Genomic DNA, 20467 nt, shown 5'->3' with positions numbered 1-20467 from the left:
TGCAGCTGTCATAACCAGACAGCATCTGCATGAGTGCTGTGCTACGATACGTATCACCAAAGGCGGACTAGCGCCGTTTTAACCGAGGTGGTGATACGTTTGCACGATTTTGATTCAGATGAGCCCCATCACATCCCGCTACGCGTAACGAAACGGGGACGAGTGAGGACAGCTTTACGTGTGTGTATCTTTTTGATGATTTCGGCCAGCTTAATCGTGGGCTTCGCAGTATTATCCACAGTTGAGGCCAAACCGCTGCGTCAAAAGCAGGAAATCCAGCAATGGTTAGTGGAACAATTAACGCATCGGGAGCCGAAATCTACTTTTCAATATGAAGGAGCAACGGATAAGTTAACGAAAAAAATGAACAGTGTGCTGGCGGAATCGCTGCATTCTGATCCGTTTATTCGGTACAATGTCAGCCGTTATTCTTTTAATTGGAAGGGAGACGACAATAGTGCGACCGTAACGGTATACGTTGATTATCGTGAGACGTACGAGCAGTCGATGTATGTCCGTAGTGAAGCGAAGCGAATTGTACAGACCATTATTAAGCCGGAAGACGATGTCAATTATAAGGTGAAAAAAATTCATGATTATATCGTACAAAATGTGGCGTATGACGCAAATATGAAAAAGTTCACCGCATACGAGGCTTTGACTGACGGTAAAACGGTGTGCCAAGGCTATGCTTTGCTTGTGCAAGCGATGATGGAGGAAGTCGGTATTCCGAGCCTCGTGATCGAAGGAGAGGCAGGCAATACGCTGCACGCTTGGAATTTGATTCAAATGGATGAGCGGTGGTATCATCTTGATGCAACTTGGAATGATCCGCTTCCTGACAAAAAAAATCAAGTCCGGTATACGTATTACATGCGTACGGATCAGGAGATGCGGACAGACCATAAATGGGTAGCTGATAAATATCCGCAAGCATTCGTTTCGTATGCGGGCCAAATCGAGAAGCTGAACCAAGGCAGCGCCGCAACGCGTGCACTGGCGGCAGAGCTTCAGCGGGTGTGGAGCCCGTATATTTTGCGGCCAGATCGCGCGATTAGTACAGCGCGTGATCTCGTTCAGCAAGTGGAGGCGGCACGCAAGCAAGGATTAAAACAAGTGCAAATCCGCTATGCGCATAATGAGCTTCAACTGCGTTCTGATTTGCATGAGGTGTTAAAGCAATTCAATGCTGGAAAGGGTGAGCTTGATTACCGGGTCTCGGCGTTTAACGATAGCGAGCATTTACTGGTGGACATTGAGCTGCCCGCTTCCTAGCATAATAGCATAACCTAACAGGAACAGGTTCGGGTGCTACCACATTGCCATGTGTCGCGCCCGCCTGTTCCTATTTTTTATATGAAGCAAAGTCAGCTTATTCTTGTTTAAGATAACGTTTATCTTTTAAGAATAGCTTCCAAAAGATGATGAACACGGGAATGAGCAACAAGGTACTCACCGTATACCCAATGAGGAGTGAACGCAATACGGTTGGATTGGTTACCCCTTCTTCTAGCGTTAAATACGGATAAATAATGTACGGTAAATGCGCTCTACCGTACGCGATACTCGCAAGTGCGTATTGAATGGCAATCAACGTCACCGTCACACGTGTATATCCAACCCAGCCGTCCTTCCTTTTTATGAACAAGAAGACATAGCCGACGATAAAAGTGAGCGCGGACAAGCCGAACAAGGGCAACTGTTGCCGAAACTGTTCAACGATCCAGCGCGCCTCTGGCAGCATCGTAAAGGTGACAAGCAGCGCTGAAATCATGCTGATCGGGCCAAATATGACCGCTAAACGACGGTACACGATATAAGTGGAGCGGTCGCGTGCTTCATGTGCATAATCGGCCAAAAACAATGCCGAAAAGAACAGCTCTGTCGCAAGTCCAAACGCCAAATGGGCGTACAGTGTCGGGCTCACGAGCAGCTTTCCATAGTTAAGCGACAATGTGCCGTCAGGAGCTTCTGTAATAAAGCCGCCCAACGTAACGATCAGCACCGTGACAAGCAGACAAGGAATGAGCAAGCCTGTGATGCCGGAAATGATGCGCAGCGCGCGCTGAAACTTTTTGGCATGATATCCATATACCATAAACGTACTTCGAATCGTTAGCAATACAAGAACCAAGCAGACTGGAAGCAGCAGCAGTGAAGCTAAGGGATACGTTGCTCCCGGAAAAAAGCCAAACAAGGCTACGACGAGCAGGACGAGAAACGTGTTCGTTATTTTCCACGAAGGTGATAAATATCGGTTCGCTAGTACAGAGGCTCTTGTATTGTCCTCCATCCCTTTTCCCGCGTACACCATCGCCCAAAATCCTGCTCCGAAATCAACGGAACCGAGCAGTGAGTAAATAAACAGAAACAACCAGATGACAGATATAGCTATTGTTGCATCACTCATGAATAGGCTCCTTCCTGCTCACGATGAAATTCGCGTGATAGTGGATTTCGTTTGAAGTAGAAGCGCATCACGATTGTGGTGACGATAAGCAGCAACACATACACCGAAACGAATAGCATAAATAGTGAGCCCATAATGTCACTTTTGAGTGCGGCATCTGAGGTGCGCAGCACATGGTATATCGTCCATGGCTGACGCGCTGAACAGCTGAACACCCAGCCAATTTCGATCGCTAGCATCGAGAGTGGGCCTGTCCACACGAACAGATGAATAAGCCATCGTGGAAATGGGCGCTGCTGCTTTCGTGTCCATATTTTCCACAACAGTGCTGCACCGGAAAGGGCGATTAACCCAGAGCCGATCACGACCATCAAGTTAAACAGCGTGTGCGAGTATAAAGGTGGCCAATCTTCACGTGGAAAATCGTTCAATCCTTTGACTTCGGTATCAAAAGAGTTGCCAGCTAAGAAGCTGAGCGCCCACGGAATTTCTAGGCCGTAGTGAACCGTTTGCGCTTCAGGATCTGGAATTCCGCCTAGGACAAGCGGCGCGTGTGTCTGCGTGTCGAATAAAGACTCGGCTGCTGCTAGCTTTTCAGGGTTATGTACGTGCAGCGATTGTGCCGCTGCGTGGCCGTTGAGTGATGTTAAAAAGGACATCACAAGCCCAATGATCAAGCCAATCATTAAACTTTTGCGATGATAGTTTACTTCTCTTTGCTCAATGCCACGCTTCAATAGCTTGTAAGCGGCGGCTGTCACAATAAAGAAAGCACCCGTCATATAGCTTGTCGTCACCACATGCTGGGCCGATGTTAAGAAAGACGGATTGAACACGGCAGCCCACGGATCGACGTTCGTCACTTTTCCGTCTACAAGATCGAATCCAGTCGGCGTGTTCATCCACGCCTGTGCCGACGTGATCATGACCGCAGAGGCAGTTGCCCCCAGCATCACGAAGAACACACTTAACAGCCGCATACTTGGCGACAAGCGATCGGCGGCATAAATGTAAATGGACATAAAGAGCGCTTCAAAAAAGAAGGCCCATATTTCAATTTGGAACGGCAAGGCAATGACTTGCCCGACGTATTCCATAAATCCAGGCCAAATCAGCCCCATCATAACGCCTACAATGGTACCTGATGGAATCGCGACCCCAAGCAAAATACCAAGCGCTTTCGTCCATCGTTTAGCCAAAATGGCATAGTCCCGATCTTTTTTTCGCCAATACATTAGTTCTGCGCAGAAGATCATCAGTGAAAATCCTACACTGAGCGTAGCGAACATAATATGAAAAGCCATCGACGTACCAAACAAGGCGCGTGCCATCGTAACGGAATCCATGACGTAACTACCTACTTTCGACATGTTTGTAATATTGAACAGTAGTGTGTGGAAATAGTGGAAAGTTTATGCAAGTGACAGAGTGGGGGGAATTGAACAAGTTGAACAAGTTGAACAAATTGGACAGAGCACTGGGAGTGCTGTGGAAACTGTGAGAACCGTGAGAACTATGAAAACGGTCATAAAGAACGGTAATCCGTTTCCGTACCATATAAAAAGCCCGTGCTACGCTCGCGCAAGCTGCGCGGTGTAACACGGGCGTGAATTACAATTTAGTTGGTGCCTCATCATTAAAGCGACATTCTTCCAACGGGATAAGCTTTGTCCGATGCTTCAGCTTGTAGCCGAGCCATACCGCCAAGAACAGCGGCAAGCCGATATACGTCATGATCAAGCCTTTCCAGTCAATCGCATCTCCGATAAAGGCTTGGAAGTTCTGGCCGATAATGACGAACATACAGAGCGCAAAGGCGAACAGTGGACCGAATGGGAACCAACGTGCTCGATAAGGCAGCTCTTTCAAATCACGTCCTTGCTTAACGAAAGCGCGACGGAAGCGGTAATGGCTGATCGCGATACCGAGCCATGCGATAAAGCCGCACATTCCAGATGCGTTCAACAACCAAATGTAGACGACGCCGTCTCCGAAAAAGCTTGCAAGAAACGCGAGCATCCCGACTGCGCTCGTAAGCAGCAGTGCATTAACAGGTACGCCACGCTTGTTCAGCTTAGCAAGGAACTTGGGCGCTTTGCCTTCCTTCGCCAATACCCACAGCACGCGTGTCGATGCATACATACCGGAGTTACCCGCGGATAACACCGAAGATAAAATGACCGCGTTCATAACAGCAGCGGCAAAGGCGAAGCCCGCTCTTTCAAATACGAGTGTAAATGGACTCGTATTAATAGCATCTACGCCGCTTGCAAGCAAGCTCGGATGCGTATATGGAATGAGCATGGCGATAACGAAAATCGCCAACACATAAAAGAATAAAATACGCCAGAACACTTGGCGAATGGCACGTGGTACACTTTCACGTGGGTTTTCGCTCTCACCTGCGGCAACACCGACTAGCTCCGTTCCTTGGAACGAGTAGCCTGCTGCCATGAATATACCGAGAATGGCGAAGAATCCGCCGTGGAAAGCACCGTTACCCCCTAGATTAAAGTTCTCAAAGCCAACAGGTGGTCCGCCAATAATTCCGAAAATCATCAGTACACCGACGACTAGGAAAACGATAACGGTCGCAATTTTAATAATTGCAAACCAAAACTCCGACTCGCCATATCCTTTTACAGATAAGAAGTTAAACAAAAAGATGACGCTAAGGAACAAAAAGCTCCACAAGAACGAGTTGCTGTCTGGGAACCAATATTTAATGATGAGTGTAGCTGCTACTAGCTCTGAGGCGATCGTAATCGCCCAGTTGAACCAGAAGTTCCAGCCTAGCGCAAATCCGAACGCCGGATCGACGAAGCGGGTTGCGTAAGTACTGAAGGAGCCTGATTCAGGCATATACGTAGCTAACTCACCTAAACTTGTCATTAGAAAATAAACCATAATACCGACGGCTATGTAGGCTAACAGCGCCCCACCTGGTCCAGCTTGCGCAATAGCGCCGCCGCTCGCGAGGAACAAACCTGTACCGATAGAACCACCGAGCGCAATCATCGTCAAATGACGCGTTTTGAGACTTCTTCGTAGTTGCTGACTATTGTCTTGACTCATGATGTAATGCTCACTCCTTAAATTACTCGTATTAGTATTGCCGGAAAGGAGCAGAGAACAACAAAAAAACCGTTAGAGCGTATTACGTCAAAACGGTTTGAGCCGTCCTCACCATACCCTTCCTAAAGATAGCGCTTCATGCAACGACGGGTAATCGATGTATGACAGTACTGAACCTTTCGGCAGCAGCCCCAGCTCGCGTCTTGGAAGCAACAAAATGATGAAGCGCGAACTTCGGCGGGTGTTCCTTTCTCTTCGCTTCAGCGACGCTTCCCGTCTCTACGAAGATACTCTTAACAACCGCAACCTCTACCTCATCTGGAATTAATAGTGATGAGGATTTGCACTATGAAGATGCTGTGCATCATTGTTATGATTACTACTATGTAGTTAGTATAAAGAACGAGCTTATTTCTAGTCAATGCCAAAAACAGTAAATCAACTTTTGTATGACATTCTTTATGTACTTCATGTACTTCGTGTTCTTCATGTTTTTCATGTACTTCACGTTCTTCATGTACTTCACGTTCTAACGGTCACCATGACCGTTAATGTTCCAAAAAGTAGACTTCTGCAATGATAACGGTTGTGAGAAACGTTATTAGATTAAATATATGCAGAATAAGGTGTAAATCGAAGACTTAAGCCCTGTCACAACCGCTAGCGCGGCAAATAACGAGAGAATGAGCAAATAGCGCTTCTCGTAACCGTTAAAGGTTGAAGGAAGTTTATATTTCTACTGCATTACAGTAATAGGTTGGTATGTACAGTAATTCAAAAAGAGACAGAGATTTTGTTGGGGGATGAATGGTATGAAACAAGCTTGGGATGGGGGCTCTATGAAGCAACTCGGGTTAGGTAAGGGAGACAGCAGTAAGCATGCGCGCGTCAAGCTGAAGGATGTTTCGCTGCGCCGAATCGGGGAACTGTTTCGGGGATACTGGAGCAGGCTTTCATTTATTATTGGTTTGGCCTTGGCAGCAGCTGTCATCGGTTTGCTACCGCCGCTCGTGATGCAGCGGATTATTGATGTGGCTATTCCGCAGGGGGATATGCAGCAAATGCTGAAATGGGCTGCTTGCCTCGTGGGGCTGCCGATTGTGAGTGGAGCACTAGGCGTATGGCAGAGCCATTTAAATACGCAAGTGACGCAAAGTGTCATGGCTGACGTTAGACAAGGCCTGTTTCGCAATTTGCAACGACAGTCGGTCGGCTTCTTCACCGCTTCGCGCTCGGGTGAGGTGATTCAACGGCTCACAGATGATGTAGCTGCTATTCAAAATGTAGTCACGAACGTGATCGTGTCCTCGTTGTCCCAGCTTGTCATTGTGGTGACGACGATTACGATTTTGTTCGTGCTAGATTGGAAGCTTGCGCTTATTTCGATTGTCATTTTGCCGGTGGCGATGATTCCTGTCCGCAAGGTGGCAACGGTGCGCAAGCAAATGCGTACTGAAACGCAAAAGGTACGTGCCGATATGGCATCCCAATTAGGCGAGGTATTTGGCGTTTCGGGGGCGATGCTCACGCGCATTTTCGGGCGCGAGGCAAGTCAGGAAGCGGAGTTCGCGCAGCAGAACAGGCGCGTGCAAGAGCTGGAAGTACGCCTCAATCTGATCGGGCGCTGGTTCTTTATGTTTATTACGACGCTTGGCCCGCTTGGCACAGCGGTCATTTATTTGTATGGTGGCTACGCGGTGATTCAAGGGCAAATGACGATCGGGGCGATCGTGGCCTTTGCCGCTTATTTGACGCGGCTGTACCAGCCATTCGGCACATTGCTTAATTTGCATGTGGAAGTGATGACAGCGCTGGGAGTGTTTAAGCGCATTTTTGATTATATGGATATGGAGCCGGATGTGCAGGATAAGCCGCGAGCGTTACAGCTAGAGGCAGTTGCAGGCGCGATTGAGTTTGATCGTGTTGCTTTTGCTTACAGCAATAGTGAACCTAACGGAAGGAAGGCTGATGGGAGTGACGCTGACGGTAGCCGATCTCTCAGTGGTACCCCTAACGACAGCGATTCTAACGGCACTAATTCTAGCGACACTAACTCTAACGGCACTAACTCTAATGACACTAACTCTGACGGCACTGACTTTAATGGCAGTGATTCTAGCAGCGAGGCAGGGTTGCGGGTCTTACACAACGTATCCTTTAAGGCGAAGCCCGGGGAAGTCATTGCCTTGGTTGGGCCTAGTGGAGCTGGAAAATCAACACTAATTAACCTTATCGGACGCATGTACGACGTAACGGACGGTACGGTCAAGGTGGATGATACGGATGTACGTGAAGTGACGATGGCCTCACTGCGTGCTCAGGTGGCTTATGTGACACAGGAGTCCTTCTTGTTCCATGCTACTGTAGCGGACAATTTGCGGTTCGCGAAAGCTGACGCTACACAGGCAGAGCTGGAAGAGGCATGTCGCCAGGCGTATCTTCACGACATGATTATGAGCTTGCCGCTCGGCTATGCGACGATGGTCGGTGAACGTGGTCACCGCTTATCCGGTGGTGAACGACAGCGGCTGGCGATAGCGCGCGCGATTCTCAAAGACCCGCGCATCCTCATTCTTGACGAGGCAACATCGCACCTCGATTCGCAGTCTGAGGCTTACGTGCAAGCTGCCTTAACGGCGCTGATGCAGGGCAGAACGACGGTCGTCATCGCGCACCGCTTGTCGACCATTTTGACAGCCGATCAAATTCTTGTTCTGCAAAAAGGAACCATCGTGGAGCGGGGACGCCATTCTGAACTGCTGGCGCAAGGAGGACTGTACGCTACTCTCTACGAGACGCAGTTTGAGCAGAAGTCGGCTTTATTCTTTTAAGTAAGGGGAACGAATACAAATAGGGCTCTTAAAAAAGTGATCATATTCCTATAAAAAGTAATCATTGTCTACTATTAGTCCCAGTGTAATTTATTTATAGTAACCATTAATAGAGCTACCAATTAGCTCTTAAACTCATAAGGAGGAGATATTGAGATGAAAAAAACACTAATTGCTACTGTTTCTATGGCTTTATTCGTTTCTGCTACCCCAGTGTTTGCGCAAGAGTCTAAGCCGCAAGCACAATCTCAAAGCGCTCAGGTTTCCGCTCAATCCGAAAGTAGATCGTTCAGCAGATCACTGGTCGGGAATGATCTAGATGTTGTGACGTTCAGAGCAACAGGTGACACTGTTACACTTATTGTGAATTATCAGTACAGTAGCAATAAGACAAATATCCAGTACAGATTGTATTCTCTTGATAGCAATGGAAATCAGTTGTCGAGAATCGGCGATGTACACAGATTAGAGAGAGATATTTCAACTGGTGATCCAGCTGCTGCTTACACTTGGAAAGACAGCAGAATCATTAAAGGTGAACGCTATCAAATTGAAATCGATAATGATAGCAAAAACTCTAGTGGAAAGATTGTCGATGCAGAAGTAAGAGGGCTTGTGTATTACTAGACCTTTTTTGATTAACTGTATCTATGTACTACCGCTTGATTCAATCCTTTAGTTGAAAAGTTCGACCTCAGAAATTCGAGCCCGTGTAAAGTTTAATCTTTACACGGGCTTCGGCGTTAATGGCACATCTTCTGGACATCAAATTAAACCCCTCACAGGTAGCAGTAAAATGGCTAGTTACTGCCTACCTAGTAAGAGGTTTTATTCATTTATGCCGTTGCGTATTTACAGATTAATTTGGCGACCACCAGTTGCCGGATACGACGATTACGCTAAGCAAGCGGATGCTGTCACCGAAATAATTGGATCGACTCGTTGGTTGAGTAGTAACATTGCTCCATAGTTTATTGAGCCAATCTTGATTCGCGCCGCTAATCATGGCGCTCACTGCAAACGGAGCAGTAAAAGTTAAATCATAATATTTTGTTGATTTAATATACTCGTTACCATCTAAGTTATATCCGCCGCCATTAATGAGGGCAGGATTACTGCCAGTACGCCACATAATCCAGCCGTTGAGATTATGCAGTTGCTGTGCGTAGCGTTGATCTCCTGTCAGTACGACATCAGTGCCCAGCCTCCATGGCGTACGAGCTGAATTATAGTAATAAAGAGGGTCTTCCGCTTTTTCTAAATACGATGGAGGTGAAGGCTTCCATTTTCCATTTTCAAGAATAGCAAAGTCAGGAAGAAGTCCTGTTTGCGGTGCGAAACCTTCGGAAAGATCTTTCATCGCTTTATGAGTAGCGTCAATAACATTGTTCCAACGCGAGTCGCCTGTTGCAGATTGAAACGCTTTTAAATGCTGCAGCATAAAGTCAGCTGGACGCGTACCCTTACCGTATTTAGGATCGGAGTCTTGGGCCCAGTCGCCAAGCTTCAAGAAATTGTTTGTCTGATGGACGTCTTTTTGCATAATTGCTTTAATCACTTGCCTCGCTTGCCGACCATAATCAATACCCGTTCGGTTGCCCCATTGTTTCTCTGCGAGCAACAACGCATATGCAATATCCATATCTCCGTCTGTTGCAGAGTTTGTGCCACCAACGTCAATGATCTTTCCTCCTCGATTGGCTTGCTGCCAAGCCATTAAATCAGGATGATTTTGACTCGGGTGGGCACGATAATAGTGGTATAATCCATCAAATAATTTTTTAGCTTCAGGATCATGTCCAGCCATATAAGCGGTTGCGATCATACCATAACCGTGAGCTTCTGATGTTGTAATGATGTCCGTAGGTTTTATTGCCCCGTTAAGGTTGTAATGAACAAAATATTGTTTTCCGTTGTATGGGTTTTTGGTTAAAAATGTTGATTTCCATTGATTGTAAAGTTTACGAACCTCTTGATCTAATTGTGATTGCGAAACGTGATTTGGCTTAATGATTCCGCTTGCGTATTGTACATGCTGCGGAAATGAACGCATAGGCGTAGCGAGCGCATCGACGTTCGCTTCATCCACATTCTGCCCATACACCGTATCTGCTACAGATTGAGGTGGCACTGCGTGAGCAGGGGATGCAGAAGCAGGAGTAGAGAGCAACAACGTTTGCATAAGCAAGAGTGATGAAAGTGTGACGATGAATGTTTTTTTCCATGTCATAAGAAATGATCTCCTTTCAAAAATGAACAATTTGATAAAGTTGAATCACTGTCTGACTATGGTGACAAGAACGTTCGTAGAATATCACCTCCAAAATAAGTATCGCGGCTTAATAGAGTCTCCAACAGAGCTAGATAGCAGAGCTAAGAAGTAGTGGGAAGAACTAAGAACTAATGAAGTAGAACGATAGAGTTGGGTGAAAATGGTTGTTATGATATGATGTGGTTTCTAAACATAGCGTACATGAAATAACGCTTACATAGTGTAAAGTTTCATTAAATTAACAATAAAGTTTATATAAAGCTATTTTTATTACATGATCTAAACAATACTGGCAGCATAAAATAAGACCGCTCGATTAACGAGCGGCCTGTTTTTGGTGATATTTTTTCATTTTAGCTAACAACTGCTCTGCCGAAATGTTTGGACTTCCCGCATTAATTCGCTTCACGTTGCGTGTATGGCGGTCATTAATTCCCTCATGCAGAGAGAAGAACAGCTTGAATCCGAGCGCTTCACCCATTTTAAGCACGGTACTGTTATATGCTCCGTACGGAAATGCAAGCAGCATCGGCTGCTGGCCCAACTCCTGCTGGAGGCGTTTTTCCATAAATACAAGGTCGGCTTGAATACGCCGCTTGTACTCCGCTTCCGTTTCCAGACGCCTCGTATGCTCCAAATAAATCCGGTTGCTTAGCAGCGCCCCTTTTTTTCCTTTTCCCACATCCACTTGCTTATGCATGTTGTATGTATGATTGAAGAACGACATACCATTCTGCTTCATATCTCTCATTTGATCCCACGTTAAATGCGAATATGCATCCGAGTTGTACAAATCGGTATCGTATCCCACGATAAAATGCGTTGCCGGCATCTCGTACTGCTGTAAAATCGGATATGCCTTCGTATAAAAAGATTCATAGCCATCGTCAAAAGTAAGCAGTACCGCGTTGTCCGGCACCGGTTTGTCATGGAGTGCGAACTGAATATAGTCGTCCATGGAGATGACTTCATAGCCGTTGTCTTGCAGCGCTTTTAAATGTGAGCGGAATTGTTTCGTTAACACCGTGCTACCTTTCGGCTTGGTCGGATGAAACTGATCTGCCACATGATGATACAGCAGAACGATCACTTTATCTTTATAATACGCTTGCTGCTTCGCTTCGCTCTTATGTGTCGGGAACAGGCCGAGTGTAAAGCAAAGAATGATCGATAACGCAGCATACGATATTTTTTTACATTTCTCTCTCATGTCTAAGTTGCAACCCCCATTAATGCGTACACGTTCTTGTTTATTATCGTGCATTTTAACTAAAAACGGAAGCTTAGAGGTTGAATATTCCGTGAAATAAATAAGCCACTTTAGCTGTTGTAATCAGCCAAGGGCTTTAGGATTCGTAAACTATTCCAATGAAAATAGTTGTAGAAATGAAAAGAGAATTTGCTATTCCCTAGAGAATAGCAAATTCTCGGTGTTTATCTTAGGTGCTGAAAACGGTGATGAGGACGACTTAGTTGGGACTTAGAGTACCGTGTACGAAAGCGGCAGAGGTTCCGATGTTTTCTACAAGAACAAAGTATGTGCCTTGCTCAAGTTGAACCTGAAAGGACTGAGATGTTGTTCCATATAAGGTAAATGGCTGATAGGTACCGCTGCTGTTCATTTTCAAGACTTGGTACCTAACAGCTGGACCTGGTTCGTTAGCATTTACGGGATTTTGATAAGCTGTAAATTTCGCCGTATGTGGGCCGTTTGATTGATATACTGCACCTACAGTCTGTGAGAAGAAATTAGTGCCTGGCTGCAAGTTAGGTGCTTGAAACCACATATTACCCGATAAAATATTGCTTTCTGCTTGAACGACTGACTGTGTCTCAGGAGTTACTACCGGAGTAGTAGCTGCAAACGCTGATTGCGCCATTAGCACCATACTTGCACCAATAATAAGAGTGGACAATTTCTTTTTGAAACTCATACAGACACCTCCAAAATGATAGTAAGTCCGGCCGAACTTAAAGAAAACTATACTTCAATATCTCAAAAATGTAAATATATTATTCTGAAGTTCAATAATGGAATTTAAAAAATATATATTCACAGATAAACCAACATTATGAAATGAAGTGCCTAAACAAGTGCCTAGTGAAGGGTATGCGGCTGCTTGCTAGGTTCCTTTTTCGGGAACAGAAGGTAAGAGACGCTAAAGATACAATCGATAGCTAATACCATTGACCACACCTTGCTCACCTGATTCAGAGTATCTTGCTTAAACCAACCGAGGCCGTCACGACTCGTTAATTGCTGCCATGAAAGCTCGGTTACGATTTGCATGGTGATAGGCTCGCGTAAGCCAGCTATCAAGACAAAGCCAATATGAGCAGCTACAAATACAAGCAAGTGTATAGCGAAACCGATCATTTCCTGTTGGGCGTAGGCCATGCCGTATTTCGGAGTAGGCATCGTAATATGATCAGGCATAGGTTGCCTTTTCCAGCTAGCTACTTGTCGTGCGATAAAATAATCCAACTTGCGAATATCGGACTTACCGAGCGTTAAACTATAAATGACGATGGCAGCAATGACAAAATGAAATGCCGAAAATTGCCCTGTGCGATTGTAGTCCATGGCCGCAATGGTTAGCAGCCAAATATCATTGGCGATAAAGACGAAGAAACTGATAGTGCTTGCCCGCGGCTGCTGAAAAGCGTAGCGCAGGACGAATCCAGCAATAAGTGAAAGCACCGCAATGAGTTCAGATATGATAACGAACGTGATTTTGTGGTCCAATACAAATGACATCGAACATTCTCCTCGTGAGTGAATTGTAAGGTTGAGTATAGTACCTCACGTAACGTTATGTGCAAGAGGGGATGTCTTAATTGTTCTCATTTGAGCTCATATAAGTCGAGTTAGAAATGAAAAGAGAATATGCCACTCCCAAGAGAATGGCATATTCTCGGTGTTTATCTAAGGTGATGTACATGGTGAGGAGTTACTTCTTAATCATTACCTAGAATGGCGTGTACATTGGCGCTATGGATTCCCGTATTTTCGATGAAAATAAAGTATTCTCCCGGCTGAAGATAAACATTTTCCTCATAATATCCTTGTCCTTGCTTATTAAATGGATAAGAGGTGCCGCCACCGTTATATGGCATGATTATAAACCTAACATATATATTTGTTTGGTCAGGATTAGTGGCTGAATAATACATCCGTAATTTCACAGATTGTGCATGGGTTACACGAAGTATTTGGCCACTTGCGGATGAAAAAATAGAAGCACCGGAGAGCAAATTAGGTTCTCCAGCCCAAATCTTTCTTGCCGAAGTAATGCTGTTTTCCTGAACCATTATTTGTGACTCAAGAGATACGACTGGGGTATTTGCTGACACTGCCGGAGTAGGCGCTGCAAACGCGGACTGCGACGTAACTAGCAAACTTGCACCAATAATAAGCGTGGACAACTTCTTTTTCAAATTCATAAAGACACCTCCAAATTTTTTTAATTCCGACCTACCTCAACCATCTACCCTCCTTATGCCAATATTGTGTTGCAAGGCTAAGTCTAAATCCTAACGCCGCGTGATGAGCAAGAGGGAAAATAAAAGTTTCTGTTTTTTTAAAAAATTGAAGTTTGGATATTATTTATGGAACGATCGTGTCGTTAATTCGTATTTCATGTAAATTGGTGTAATGCCGTAATCATAAATTTGCCTCTATTGGTTGAGATGAACTATAATTAATGGAGCATTATACCATTTGTCGAAAGGAGGTGTCGAAATATGGGAATCTCTTTGGTTAAAGGTCAAAAAGTAGACTTAACAAAAGGGAATGCTGGACTTGGACGTGTCATTGTTGGTCTCGGTTGGGACCCTGCAGACATCGAAGAGCGCGGTTTTTTTGGAATGAAGAAGAAGACGAAGGCTAACGTTGACTGTGATGCATCTGCTATCTTGCTAGATGAGAGAGGCAAGCTGACTCATGCCGACAATCTCGTATGTTTCTATAACAAGGTGAGTGGCTGTGGTTCTGTTGTTCACTCTGGTGACAATCTTACAGGTGAAGGCGACGGAGACGATGAGCAAATTCTTGTTGATCTGGCTCGCGTGCCCGCATCGATTCATAAAGTGCTAGTTGCCGTAAATATTTACGAGTGCGAATCTCGCAAACAAGACTTTGGGATGATCCGTTCCGCATTTATTCGAATTGTGAATCCAGCAAACAATCAAGAACTGATTCGCTTTAACTTAACCGATAACTATGCAGGTAAGACGGCTCTTATCGTAGGTGAATTGTATCGCCATAGCGGAGAGTGGAAGTTTAATGCGATCGGTGAAGGTGCACATGCAGCACATATTAATATTTTAGCAAGTCAGTACCAATAAATTTATTGAAAATGAGGGATTAGACATGGCAATTAGCTTGCAAAAAGGACAAAAAGTCGATCTTACAAAAACAAACCCAGGCTTGACGAAAGTAGTTGTTGGTTTGGGATGGGATACGAATAAATATGATGGCGGCAATGATTTCGACTTGGACGCATCCGTATTTTGCTTGAACGCTTCTTCTAAAGTAGGAAATGATACAGACTTCATCTTCTACAACAATCCTAAAAATGCTAACGGTTCAGTTGTACATACGGGTGACAACCGTACAGGCGCTGGCGACGGCGACGATGAGCAAGTTACTGTTGATTTGGCAGCTGTTCCAGCTGATACAGCTAAAGTTTCTTTCTGTATCACGATTCATGATGCAAATACACGTGCACAGAACTTCGGTCAAGTATCGAACGCGTTCGTACGCGTATTGAACGAAGCAACAGGCGCAGAATTGTTGCGCTACGATCTTGGCGAAGATTTCTCCGTTGAGACAGCTGTTGTTGTAGGCGAATTGTACCGTCACGGAGCAGAGTGGAAATTTAGCGCTGTAGGTAGCGGATACCAAGATGGCCTTTCTGGCTTGTGCCGCGATTTCGGATTGCAAATCGGATAATTTAGAAATGAATGAAGAGAAGGCCGTCATGATTAGGCGGCCTTTTAACTCATTATTGTACATAACTGCAACGGTTATTCTACCACTAGCATAAGGAGGGAACTAGGATGACGATTAGTTTATCCAAAGGCCAACGTATTGATTTGACGAAGACGAATCCTGGGCTGAAAAAGGCGATCATCGGCTTAGGCTGGGATACGAATAAGTACAATGGCGGTCAAGATTTCGATTTGGATGCTTGCGCATTTTTGTTGTATGAAGATGGGAAAGCCAAAGGCGCGGACGATTTTGTGTTTTATAACAATTTGACCGGCGGTAACGGTTCTGTCTCGCATTCCGGTGATAACCGAGACGGTCTAGGTGACGGTGATGACGAGCGCATTAAAATGGATTTCTCGCTTATTCCGTCCCACATTCATCGCGTTGGCATTACGGTTACGATTCATGATGGAGATCTGCGTAATCAGAACTTTGGTCAAGTGTCCAATGCGTTTGTCAGAGTTCTTGACGAGGAGTCCAATCGAGAAATATTACGCTATGACTTGGGCGAAGATTTCTCTGTTGAAACAGCAGTCGTCGTGTGTGAACTGTATCGCCACGGTCAAGACTGGAAATTCCAAGCTGTAGGTGCTGGCTTTACGGGCGGTCTTGCGTCGCTATGCCGCAACTACGGACTTGATGCAAATTAAAGGATTACAACTATTCGGGTGCTGCAAACTGCCGTTGTACGTGTAATGACTATACATAGCAGATAGCAGCACCCTGCCTCGAAGATCATGCGAAAGGTGGCTTCCCATGTCTGTATCCATCATTAAAGGGCAAAAAGCAGATGTTACAAAAGGCAATACAAACGTCAATCAAGTTGTAGTTGGCATGGGATGGAGAACAGGAGGCTCAGTAGAGCTTGATTTCTCTACCTTTCTTTTGCGCGCAGACGGAAAAGTAGAACGTGACGAAGATTTGATTTTTTATAGCAATCCTACTGGTGCAGCTGGATCTGTCACTGTAAAGAGCCAGAATGAGGCTTATGGCGGGATAACGGATCAAGCTCAAGTAAGTATTAAACTGCGTCAAGTTCCTCATGAAATTGAACGAATTGCGTTCTCGCTTACGGTTTATGATGGTGAGCAGCGTCGTCAGAACTTTGGTATGGTCGAGCATACATACATTCGAATTATGGATGAAGCGACAGGTACAGAGTTACTGCGCTATGACATTGACAATAACTTCTCCGTCGAGACCGCTGTCGTTGTAGGAGAGTTGTATAAATATAAGAGTGAGTGGAAGTTCAGTGCTGTAGGCTCCGGTTATAAGGGCGGATTAAGCGCGTTGTGCACGAGCTTCGGCATCGAAGTGAAGGACGAGCCTTCAACTACACAATCAACGCCTACACCGGCTGCGACTACGCAGTCAACGTCCGTACCATCTGTGCCAAGTCAGTCACCACCAGCGACGAATACCTTTTCGAAGCCAACTCCACCGCCAACATCACCGCCACCGCCGCCAACAGCTCCACCGTCGGCAGCCCCGGTCAACATTGGCAAAATCGAGTTGAAAAAGCGTGGCGACTCTATTAATTTGCAGAAAAATGCTTCAGGTAGTTTAGGTGAACTACTCATTAACTTGAACTGGAATCAAAAGCAAGCTTCCGGTTGGTTTGGCGCCCTTACCCGCAGTCGTGGCGTAGATTTGGATTTAGGTTGTCTCTACGAGCTTAAAGACGGACAGATTGGCGTTATTCAGCCGCTAGGCAAACAATTTGGCTCTTACAATAGAGCGCCGTTTATTTCATTGGACGGTGATGACCGGATTGGCACCGTGAAGACCGGTGAGAATTTACGGATTAACGGAACGAAGCTCCCTGAGTTTAGAAGGATTCTTATTTTTACGTTGCTCTATGAAGGAGCCTCGAACTGGGCTGAAGCAGATGGCGTTGTCACGCTTAAGCAAACAGGCGGCCCAGACATTATTGTACGATTGGACGAGCATGACAACCGTCGCAGAGTATGTGCTATTGCGATGCTTGAAAATGTGAGCAATCAAACGTTCAATATTAAAAAAATAGTTGAATATTTCAGTGATAATTCTTCAATGGACCGAGCTTTCAATTGGGGATTAAGATGGGTGCCTGGTTCAAAATAACCTCTAAAGCAGCTGAATGCTACAGTGTGTATAAGAAACAAGCCTCTCAACAGGGTTAGAACAACCAAGCCAAACAAATATCCCTCCACATGTTAGGAGGGATATTTTTTCTTCTAAGAAATCTCATAATTTAACTATCTTGGGAGGTTGACACTAGTGCGATACTTCAGTTTCTTGACAAGAGAAGAAGAGAGCGCGATATTTTTTTCGGCTCCTACTTCCTTTAACTCGTCGTCAAATAAGCAACTGTTGGCGCATGCGGTAGGGGCTGCTTTATACATGCCTGCCACACGTCCAACGATTGCACAAGAGCTGTTGCAACGCAAGCACGAAGGGCTAGTCACGATTGTCATAGATTTAGAGGATGCTGTTGGTGACAATCAAATCGAGCAGGCGGAGCAAATACTTGTGCAGCAATTTGCTCAACTTCGTACTTTTTTGCAAGAGGGGCGTATGCATGCAGATGATTTGCCTCTTATTTTTATTAGAATACGCACACCGGAACAGTTGTCCCGTCTAGTGTCACGATTAGAACATCATATTACACTTGTAGCAGGGTTCGTGTTCCCGAAGTTTTCTGTTGAAGAAGGACAGCCTTATTTCGAGCTGTTATCTAATTACAATACGCATAAACAGGACGATGCACCCATCTTGTATGGAATGCCTATTTTAGAGACGGCTCAAGTTATTTACAAAGAGACACGCTATCAAGATTTGCTATCTATTAAACAGTTATTAGATCACTATAAGGCCTATGTCCTTAATGTTCGCATCGGTGCGACTGATTTTTCGAGCTTGTTTGGCTTGAGGCGCAGCCCCGATATGACCATCTATGACATTGGCGTTATCCGTGATTGTATGACGGACATCGTTAATGTGTTTGGCCGCGTGGAGGACAGCTATGTCATTTCTGGAGCGGTGTGGGAATATTTCAAAAGTGAGCGGGTTCTTAAGCCGCAGTTGCGTCAGACGCCGTTCGAAGAAAGTATGGGACGAAACGGTCGGCTACTGCGCAAGCAATTCATTAATCGCTATGTAGATGGGCTTATTCGCGAGGTCGTCATGGACAAAGAGAACGGCATTATTGGCAAGACGATTATTCATCCGAGTCATATTAAACCTGTTCAATCGTTGTATGCGGTGACGCACGAGGAATTTATGGATGCTTCTAGTATTATTGCGCACAATGACGGCTCTCTTGGTGTGATGAAAAGCGAATATTCTAACAAAATGAATGAAATCAAGCCACATTTGAGCTGGGCTCATCGCATCATGATTCGATCAAAAATATACGGGGTGCTGCATGAACATCAAAACTTCACTAGCTTACTTGCCACACACGACCACGACCACGCACTTGTATAATATTATCGGAGATTTAGCCGTGCGCGTAGATGTTCACGCCAATCCGTATCATTTACCGCTAGAAACGCTGTTTCAAATGGCGGCGAGAGTGAACAAGAAACGGAGCTTCTTGTTCGTCAGCAAAGTGCTAGGTAAGCATATTCCGGTTGACCCGTGCACGTCTTTGTTAAGTGGCGCTTCGTTAGCGCTTCTGTATCAACAAGAGCTGGGCGGTGTAGTCCCGCTAGAAGTGGAAGGAATGCTGAAAGCGTTTCAAGATCCGGCTTACGCGCAGGAAACGTACAGGCAGCTTAAGCGCACTCCTATGCAGCTGACAGAGCGAACGCTGTTTATTGGCTTTGCCGAAACGGCGACAGCGCTGGGGCATAGCATGTACGATATGTTCAGCGGGCCTGTTCATTATTTACATACGACACGGGAGCATGTTGCCGAGCTTGAGACGGTGATTACTTTTGAAGAAGAGCACTCGCATGCTACCGACCATCGCTGCTACGCATTAGATCCGGACAGCTTTGAGCGGGCGGACACGGTTGTGCTCGTAGACGATGAAATGACGACAGGCAAAACGTCTCTAAATATTATTAAAGCTTTACATGCTCGATTTAAGCATAAACGCTTCTTTGTAGCGAGCTTGTTGGATTGGCGTAATGTTGCTGATCGCCAAGCGTTTGCTGATCTTGAGCGGGAACTGGACGTTACGATTACGTGCTTATCCCTTGTCCAAGGTGAAATCGAAGTGACTGGTGGGCCGATTGAACGATTAATGGGCGGAGAAGAGCAGGGCTCCGTGCAAGGTTTAGCAAAAGGGTCAACAGTAATGGTGGCCCACGGTGCAACGCAAGCTTCAGCGCATGATGCCGCACAAGATGGAGCACCAGCACTTGGAGAAAATCAGGAACACGTGCAAAATCGAGTTCACTTCGAGACGTATCGTATCGAAACTATTTTCGATCGTCTAGAAGCAACTGCAAAGCCGTATTTGCGTCATACCGGCAGATTTGGCCTGTTTGCCGCACAAAATGCACGCTTAGACGAGCATATTAGTGCGACAGCACAGAAGCTACGTACGCTGCGTAACGGGGCACGGACGCTGTGCATGGGAACGGGAGAGTTTATGTACGTACCGATGCGTATTGCGGCAGAAATGGGGCAAGACGTCGTCTACCAGTCTACGACAAGAAGCCCGATTCATCCTTATGTGTCCGATACGTATGCGGTGCGTTATAAGGCGAACTATCCATCGTTGGAGGACCCAGAAGTACAGAACTTTATGTACAATATACCGGCTGACACTTACGATGATATGTTTCTTTTTATCGAGTGTGAACCGAGCGCAGAGCGGCTAGAGCCACTCATGGAAGTTCTTTCGCAGCTGCGTATACCGAGAATAAACATCGTATATTTCAGCTAAGAAGTGA

Annotated in this window: 17 protein-coding genes and 1 riboswitch; of the genes, 9 read left to right on the top strand and 8 right to left on the bottom strand. The window is 45.6% G+C overall.

The window, feature by feature from the left end; genetic code table 11:
• The first annotated feature begins 99 nt into the window (after nucleotides 1–99).
• Nucleotides 100–1275 (top strand): transglutaminase domain-containing protein, encoded by a 1176-nt coding sequence (locus KIK04_RS07050; RefSeq protein ID WP_232277571.1) that lies wholly within the window; start codon nucleotides 100–102, stop codon nucleotides 1273–1275.
• Between the two features lie 97 nt (nucleotides 1276–1372).
• Here the strand turns inward: KIK04_RS07050 and KIK04_RS07045 are convergent, their stop codons facing one another.
• The 3 genes from KIK04_RS07045 to KIK04_RS07035 form a co-directional block, all read right to left on the bottom strand.
• Complete coding sequence (locus KIK04_RS07045; RefSeq protein ID WP_232277570.1) at nucleotides 1373–2410, bottom strand: cytochrome d ubiquinol oxidase subunit II; 1038 nt, start codon at nucleotides 2408–2410, stop codon at nucleotides 1373–1375.
• Nucleotides 2407–3756, bottom strand: coding sequence for a cytochrome ubiquinol oxidase subunit I (locus KIK04_RS07040; RefSeq protein ID WP_232278635.1), 1350 nt, complete (start codon nucleotides 3754–3756; stop codon nucleotides 2407–2409). The genes KIK04_RS07045 and KIK04_RS07040 overlap by 4 nt, the downstream gene beginning before the upstream one ends.
• Before the next feature lie 265 nt (nucleotides 3757–4021).
• Nucleotides 4022–5485, bottom strand: coding sequence for an amino acid permease (locus KIK04_RS07035; protein WP_269671004.1), 1464 nt, complete (start codon nucleotides 5483–5485; stop codon nucleotides 4022–4024).
• Between the two features lie 121 nt (nucleotides 5486–5606).
• A riboswitch (Lysine riboswitch) is annotated at nucleotides 5607–5805 on the bottom strand.
• A 492-nt stretch (nucleotides 5806–6297) separates the two neighbouring features.
• On the opposite strand from KIK04_RS07035, the gene KIK04_RS07030 reads away from it, so the two are divergent.
• Both KIK04_RS07030 and KIK04_RS07025 read left to right on the top strand, forming a co-directional pair.
• Nucleotides 6298–8316, top strand: coding sequence for an ABC transporter ATP-binding protein (locus KIK04_RS07030; protein ID WP_232277569.1), 2019 nt, complete (start codon nucleotides 6298–6300; stop codon nucleotides 8314–8316).
• Between the two features lie 156 nt (nucleotides 8317–8472).
• Nucleotides 8473–8943: a hypothetical protein gene (locus tag KIK04_RS07025; protein WP_232277568.1), complete on the top strand. Its 471-nt coding sequence runs from the start codon at nucleotides 8473–8475 to the stop codon at nucleotides 8941–8943.
• A gap of 232 nt (nucleotides 8944–9175) precedes the next feature.
• On the opposite strand, the gene KIK04_RS07020 is transcribed toward KIK04_RS07025, so the two are convergent.
• From KIK04_RS07020 to KIK04_RS07000, 5 genes are all read right to left on the bottom strand, one after another.
• Entirely contained in the window at nucleotides 9176–10546 is a 1371-nt protein-coding gene (locus KIK04_RS07020; RefSeq protein WP_232277567.1) for a family 8 glycosyl hydrolase, read from the bottom strand.
• A 358-nt stretch (nucleotides 10547–10904) separates the two neighbouring features.
• The gene (locus KIK04_RS07015; protein ID WP_232277566.1) at nucleotides 10905–11798 is read right to left on the bottom strand and encodes a polysaccharide deacetylase family protein; all 894 of its coding nucleotides are present in this window, start codon (nucleotides 11796–11798) and stop codon (nucleotides 10905–10907) included.
• Between the two features lie 259 nt (nucleotides 11799–12057).
• The gene (locus tag KIK04_RS07010) at nucleotides 12058–12522 is read right to left on the bottom strand and encodes a hypothetical protein (protein WP_232277565.1); all 465 of its coding nucleotides are present in this window, start codon (nucleotides 12520–12522) and stop codon (nucleotides 12058–12060) included.
• A gap of 164 nt (nucleotides 12523–12686) precedes the next feature.
• Entirely contained in the window at nucleotides 12687–13346 is a 660-nt protein-coding gene (locus tag KIK04_RS07005; protein WP_232277564.1) for a hypothetical protein, read from the bottom strand.
• Nucleotides 13347–13546: 200 nt separating this feature from the next.
• Entirely contained in the window at nucleotides 13547–14032 is a 486-nt protein-coding gene (locus tag KIK04_RS07000; RefSeq protein ID WP_232277563.1) for a hypothetical protein, read from the bottom strand.
• A gap of 300 nt (nucleotides 14033–14332) precedes the next feature.
• Between KIK04_RS07000 and KIK04_RS06995 the strand changes: the two genes are divergently transcribed.
• From KIK04_RS06995 to KIK04_RS06970, 6 genes are all read left to right on the top strand, one after another.
• On the top strand, nucleotides 14333–14935 hold the full coding sequence (locus KIK04_RS06995) for a TerD family protein (protein WP_232277562.1): 603 nt from the start codon (nucleotides 14333–14335) through the stop codon (nucleotides 14933–14935).
• Between the two features lie 25 nt (nucleotides 14936–14960).
• Nucleotides 14961–15542 (top strand): TerD family protein, encoded by a 582-nt coding sequence (locus tag KIK04_RS06990; protein ID WP_232277561.1) that lies wholly within the window; start codon nucleotides 14961–14963, stop codon nucleotides 15540–15542.
• 107 nt (nucleotides 15543–15649) lie between these two features.
• Nucleotides 15650–16231: a TerD family protein gene (locus KIK04_RS06985; protein ID WP_232277560.1), complete on the top strand. Its 582-nt coding sequence runs from the start codon at nucleotides 15650–15652 to the stop codon at nucleotides 16229–16231.
• A 106-nt stretch (nucleotides 16232–16337) separates the two neighbouring features.
• A complete protein-coding gene (locus KIK04_RS06980) occupies nucleotides 16338–17684 on the top strand; it encodes a TerD family protein (RefSeq protein ID WP_232277559.1) in 1347 nt (448 codons plus the stop codon).
• A gap of 156 nt (nucleotides 17685–17840) precedes the next feature.
• Entirely contained in the window at nucleotides 17841–19049 is a 1209-nt protein-coding gene (locus KIK04_RS06975) for an HpcH/HpaI aldolase/citrate lyase family protein (RefSeq protein WP_232277558.1), read from the top strand.
• Complete coding sequence (locus tag KIK04_RS06970) at nucleotides 18988–20460, top strand: phosphoribosyltransferase family protein (RefSeq protein WP_232277557.1); 1473 nt, start codon at nucleotides 18988–18990, stop codon at nucleotides 20458–20460. The genes KIK04_RS06975 and KIK04_RS06970 overlap by 62 nt, the downstream gene beginning before the upstream one ends.
• Nucleotides 20461–20467 lie beyond the last annotated feature (7 nt).

This window comes from Paenibacillus sp. 481 (assembly GCF_021223605.1).
Lineage (GTDB): Bacteria > Bacillota > Bacilli > Paenibacillales > Paenibacillaceae > Paenibacillus_B.
Note: the sequence above shows the minus strand (reverse complement) of the source record. Positions and strands in the feature narration are given on the sequence as shown.

What these genes read in the sequence shown, in the direction of transcription:
- KIK04_RS07045 (WP_232277570.1), bottom strand. Translation starts at nt 2,410, where the DNA reads ATGAGTGATGCAACAATAGCTATATCTGTCATCTGGTTGTTTCTGTTT.
- KIK04_RS07040 (WP_232278635.1), bottom strand. Translation starts at nt 3,756, where the DNA reads ATGGATTCCGTTACGATGGCACGCGCCTTGTTTGGTACGTCGATGGCT.
- KIK04_RS07035 (WP_269671004.1), bottom strand. Translation starts at nt 5,485, where the DNA reads ATGAGTCAAGACAATAGTCAGCAACTACGAAGAAGTCTCAAAACGCGT.
- KIK04_RS07030 (WP_232277569.1), top strand. Translation starts at nt 6,298, where the DNA reads ATGAAACAAGCTTGGGATGGGGGCTCTATGAAGCAACTCGGGTTAGGT.
- KIK04_RS07025 (WP_232277568.1), top strand. Translation starts at nt 8,473, where the DNA reads ATGAAAAAAACACTAATTGCTACTGTTTCTATGGCTTTATTCGTTTCT.
- KIK04_RS07020 (WP_232277567.1), bottom strand. Translation starts at nt 10,546, where the DNA reads ATGACATGGAAAAAAACATTCATCGTCACACTTTCATCACTCTTGCTT.
- KIK04_RS07015 (WP_232277566.1), bottom strand. Translation starts at nt 11,798, where the DNA reads ATGAGAGAGAAATGTAAAAAAATATCGTATGCTGCGTTATCGATCATT.
- KIK04_RS07010 (WP_232277565.1), bottom strand. Translation starts at nt 12,522, where the DNA reads ATGAGTTTCAAAAAGAAATTGTCCACTCTTATTATTGGTGCAAGTATG.
- KIK04_RS07005 (WP_232277564.1), bottom strand. Translation starts at nt 13,346, where the DNA reads ATGTCATTTGTATTGGACCACAAAATCACGTTCGTTATCATATCTGAA.
- KIK04_RS07000 (WP_232277563.1), bottom strand. Translation starts at nt 14,032, where the DNA reads ATGAATTTGAAAAAGAAGTTGTCCACGCTTATTATTGGTGCAAGTTTG.
- KIK04_RS06995 (WP_232277562.1), top strand. Translation starts at nt 14,333, where the DNA reads ATGGGAATCTCTTTGGTTAAAGGTCAAAAAGTAGACTTAACAAAAGGG.
- KIK04_RS06990 (WP_232277561.1), top strand. Translation starts at nt 14,961, where the DNA reads ATGGCAATTAGCTTGCAAAAAGGACAAAAAGTCGATCTTACAAAAACA.
- KIK04_RS06985 (WP_232277560.1), top strand. Translation starts at nt 15,650, where the DNA reads ATGACGATTAGTTTATCCAAAGGCCAACGTATTGATTTGACGAAGACG.
- KIK04_RS06980 (WP_232277559.1), top strand. Translation starts at nt 16,338, where the DNA reads ATGTCTGTATCCATCATTAAAGGGCAAAAAGCAGATGTTACAAAAGGC.
- KIK04_RS06970 (WP_232277557.1), top strand. Translation starts at nt 18,988, where the DNA reads ATGAACATCAAAACTTCACTAGCTTACTTGCCACACACGACCACGACC.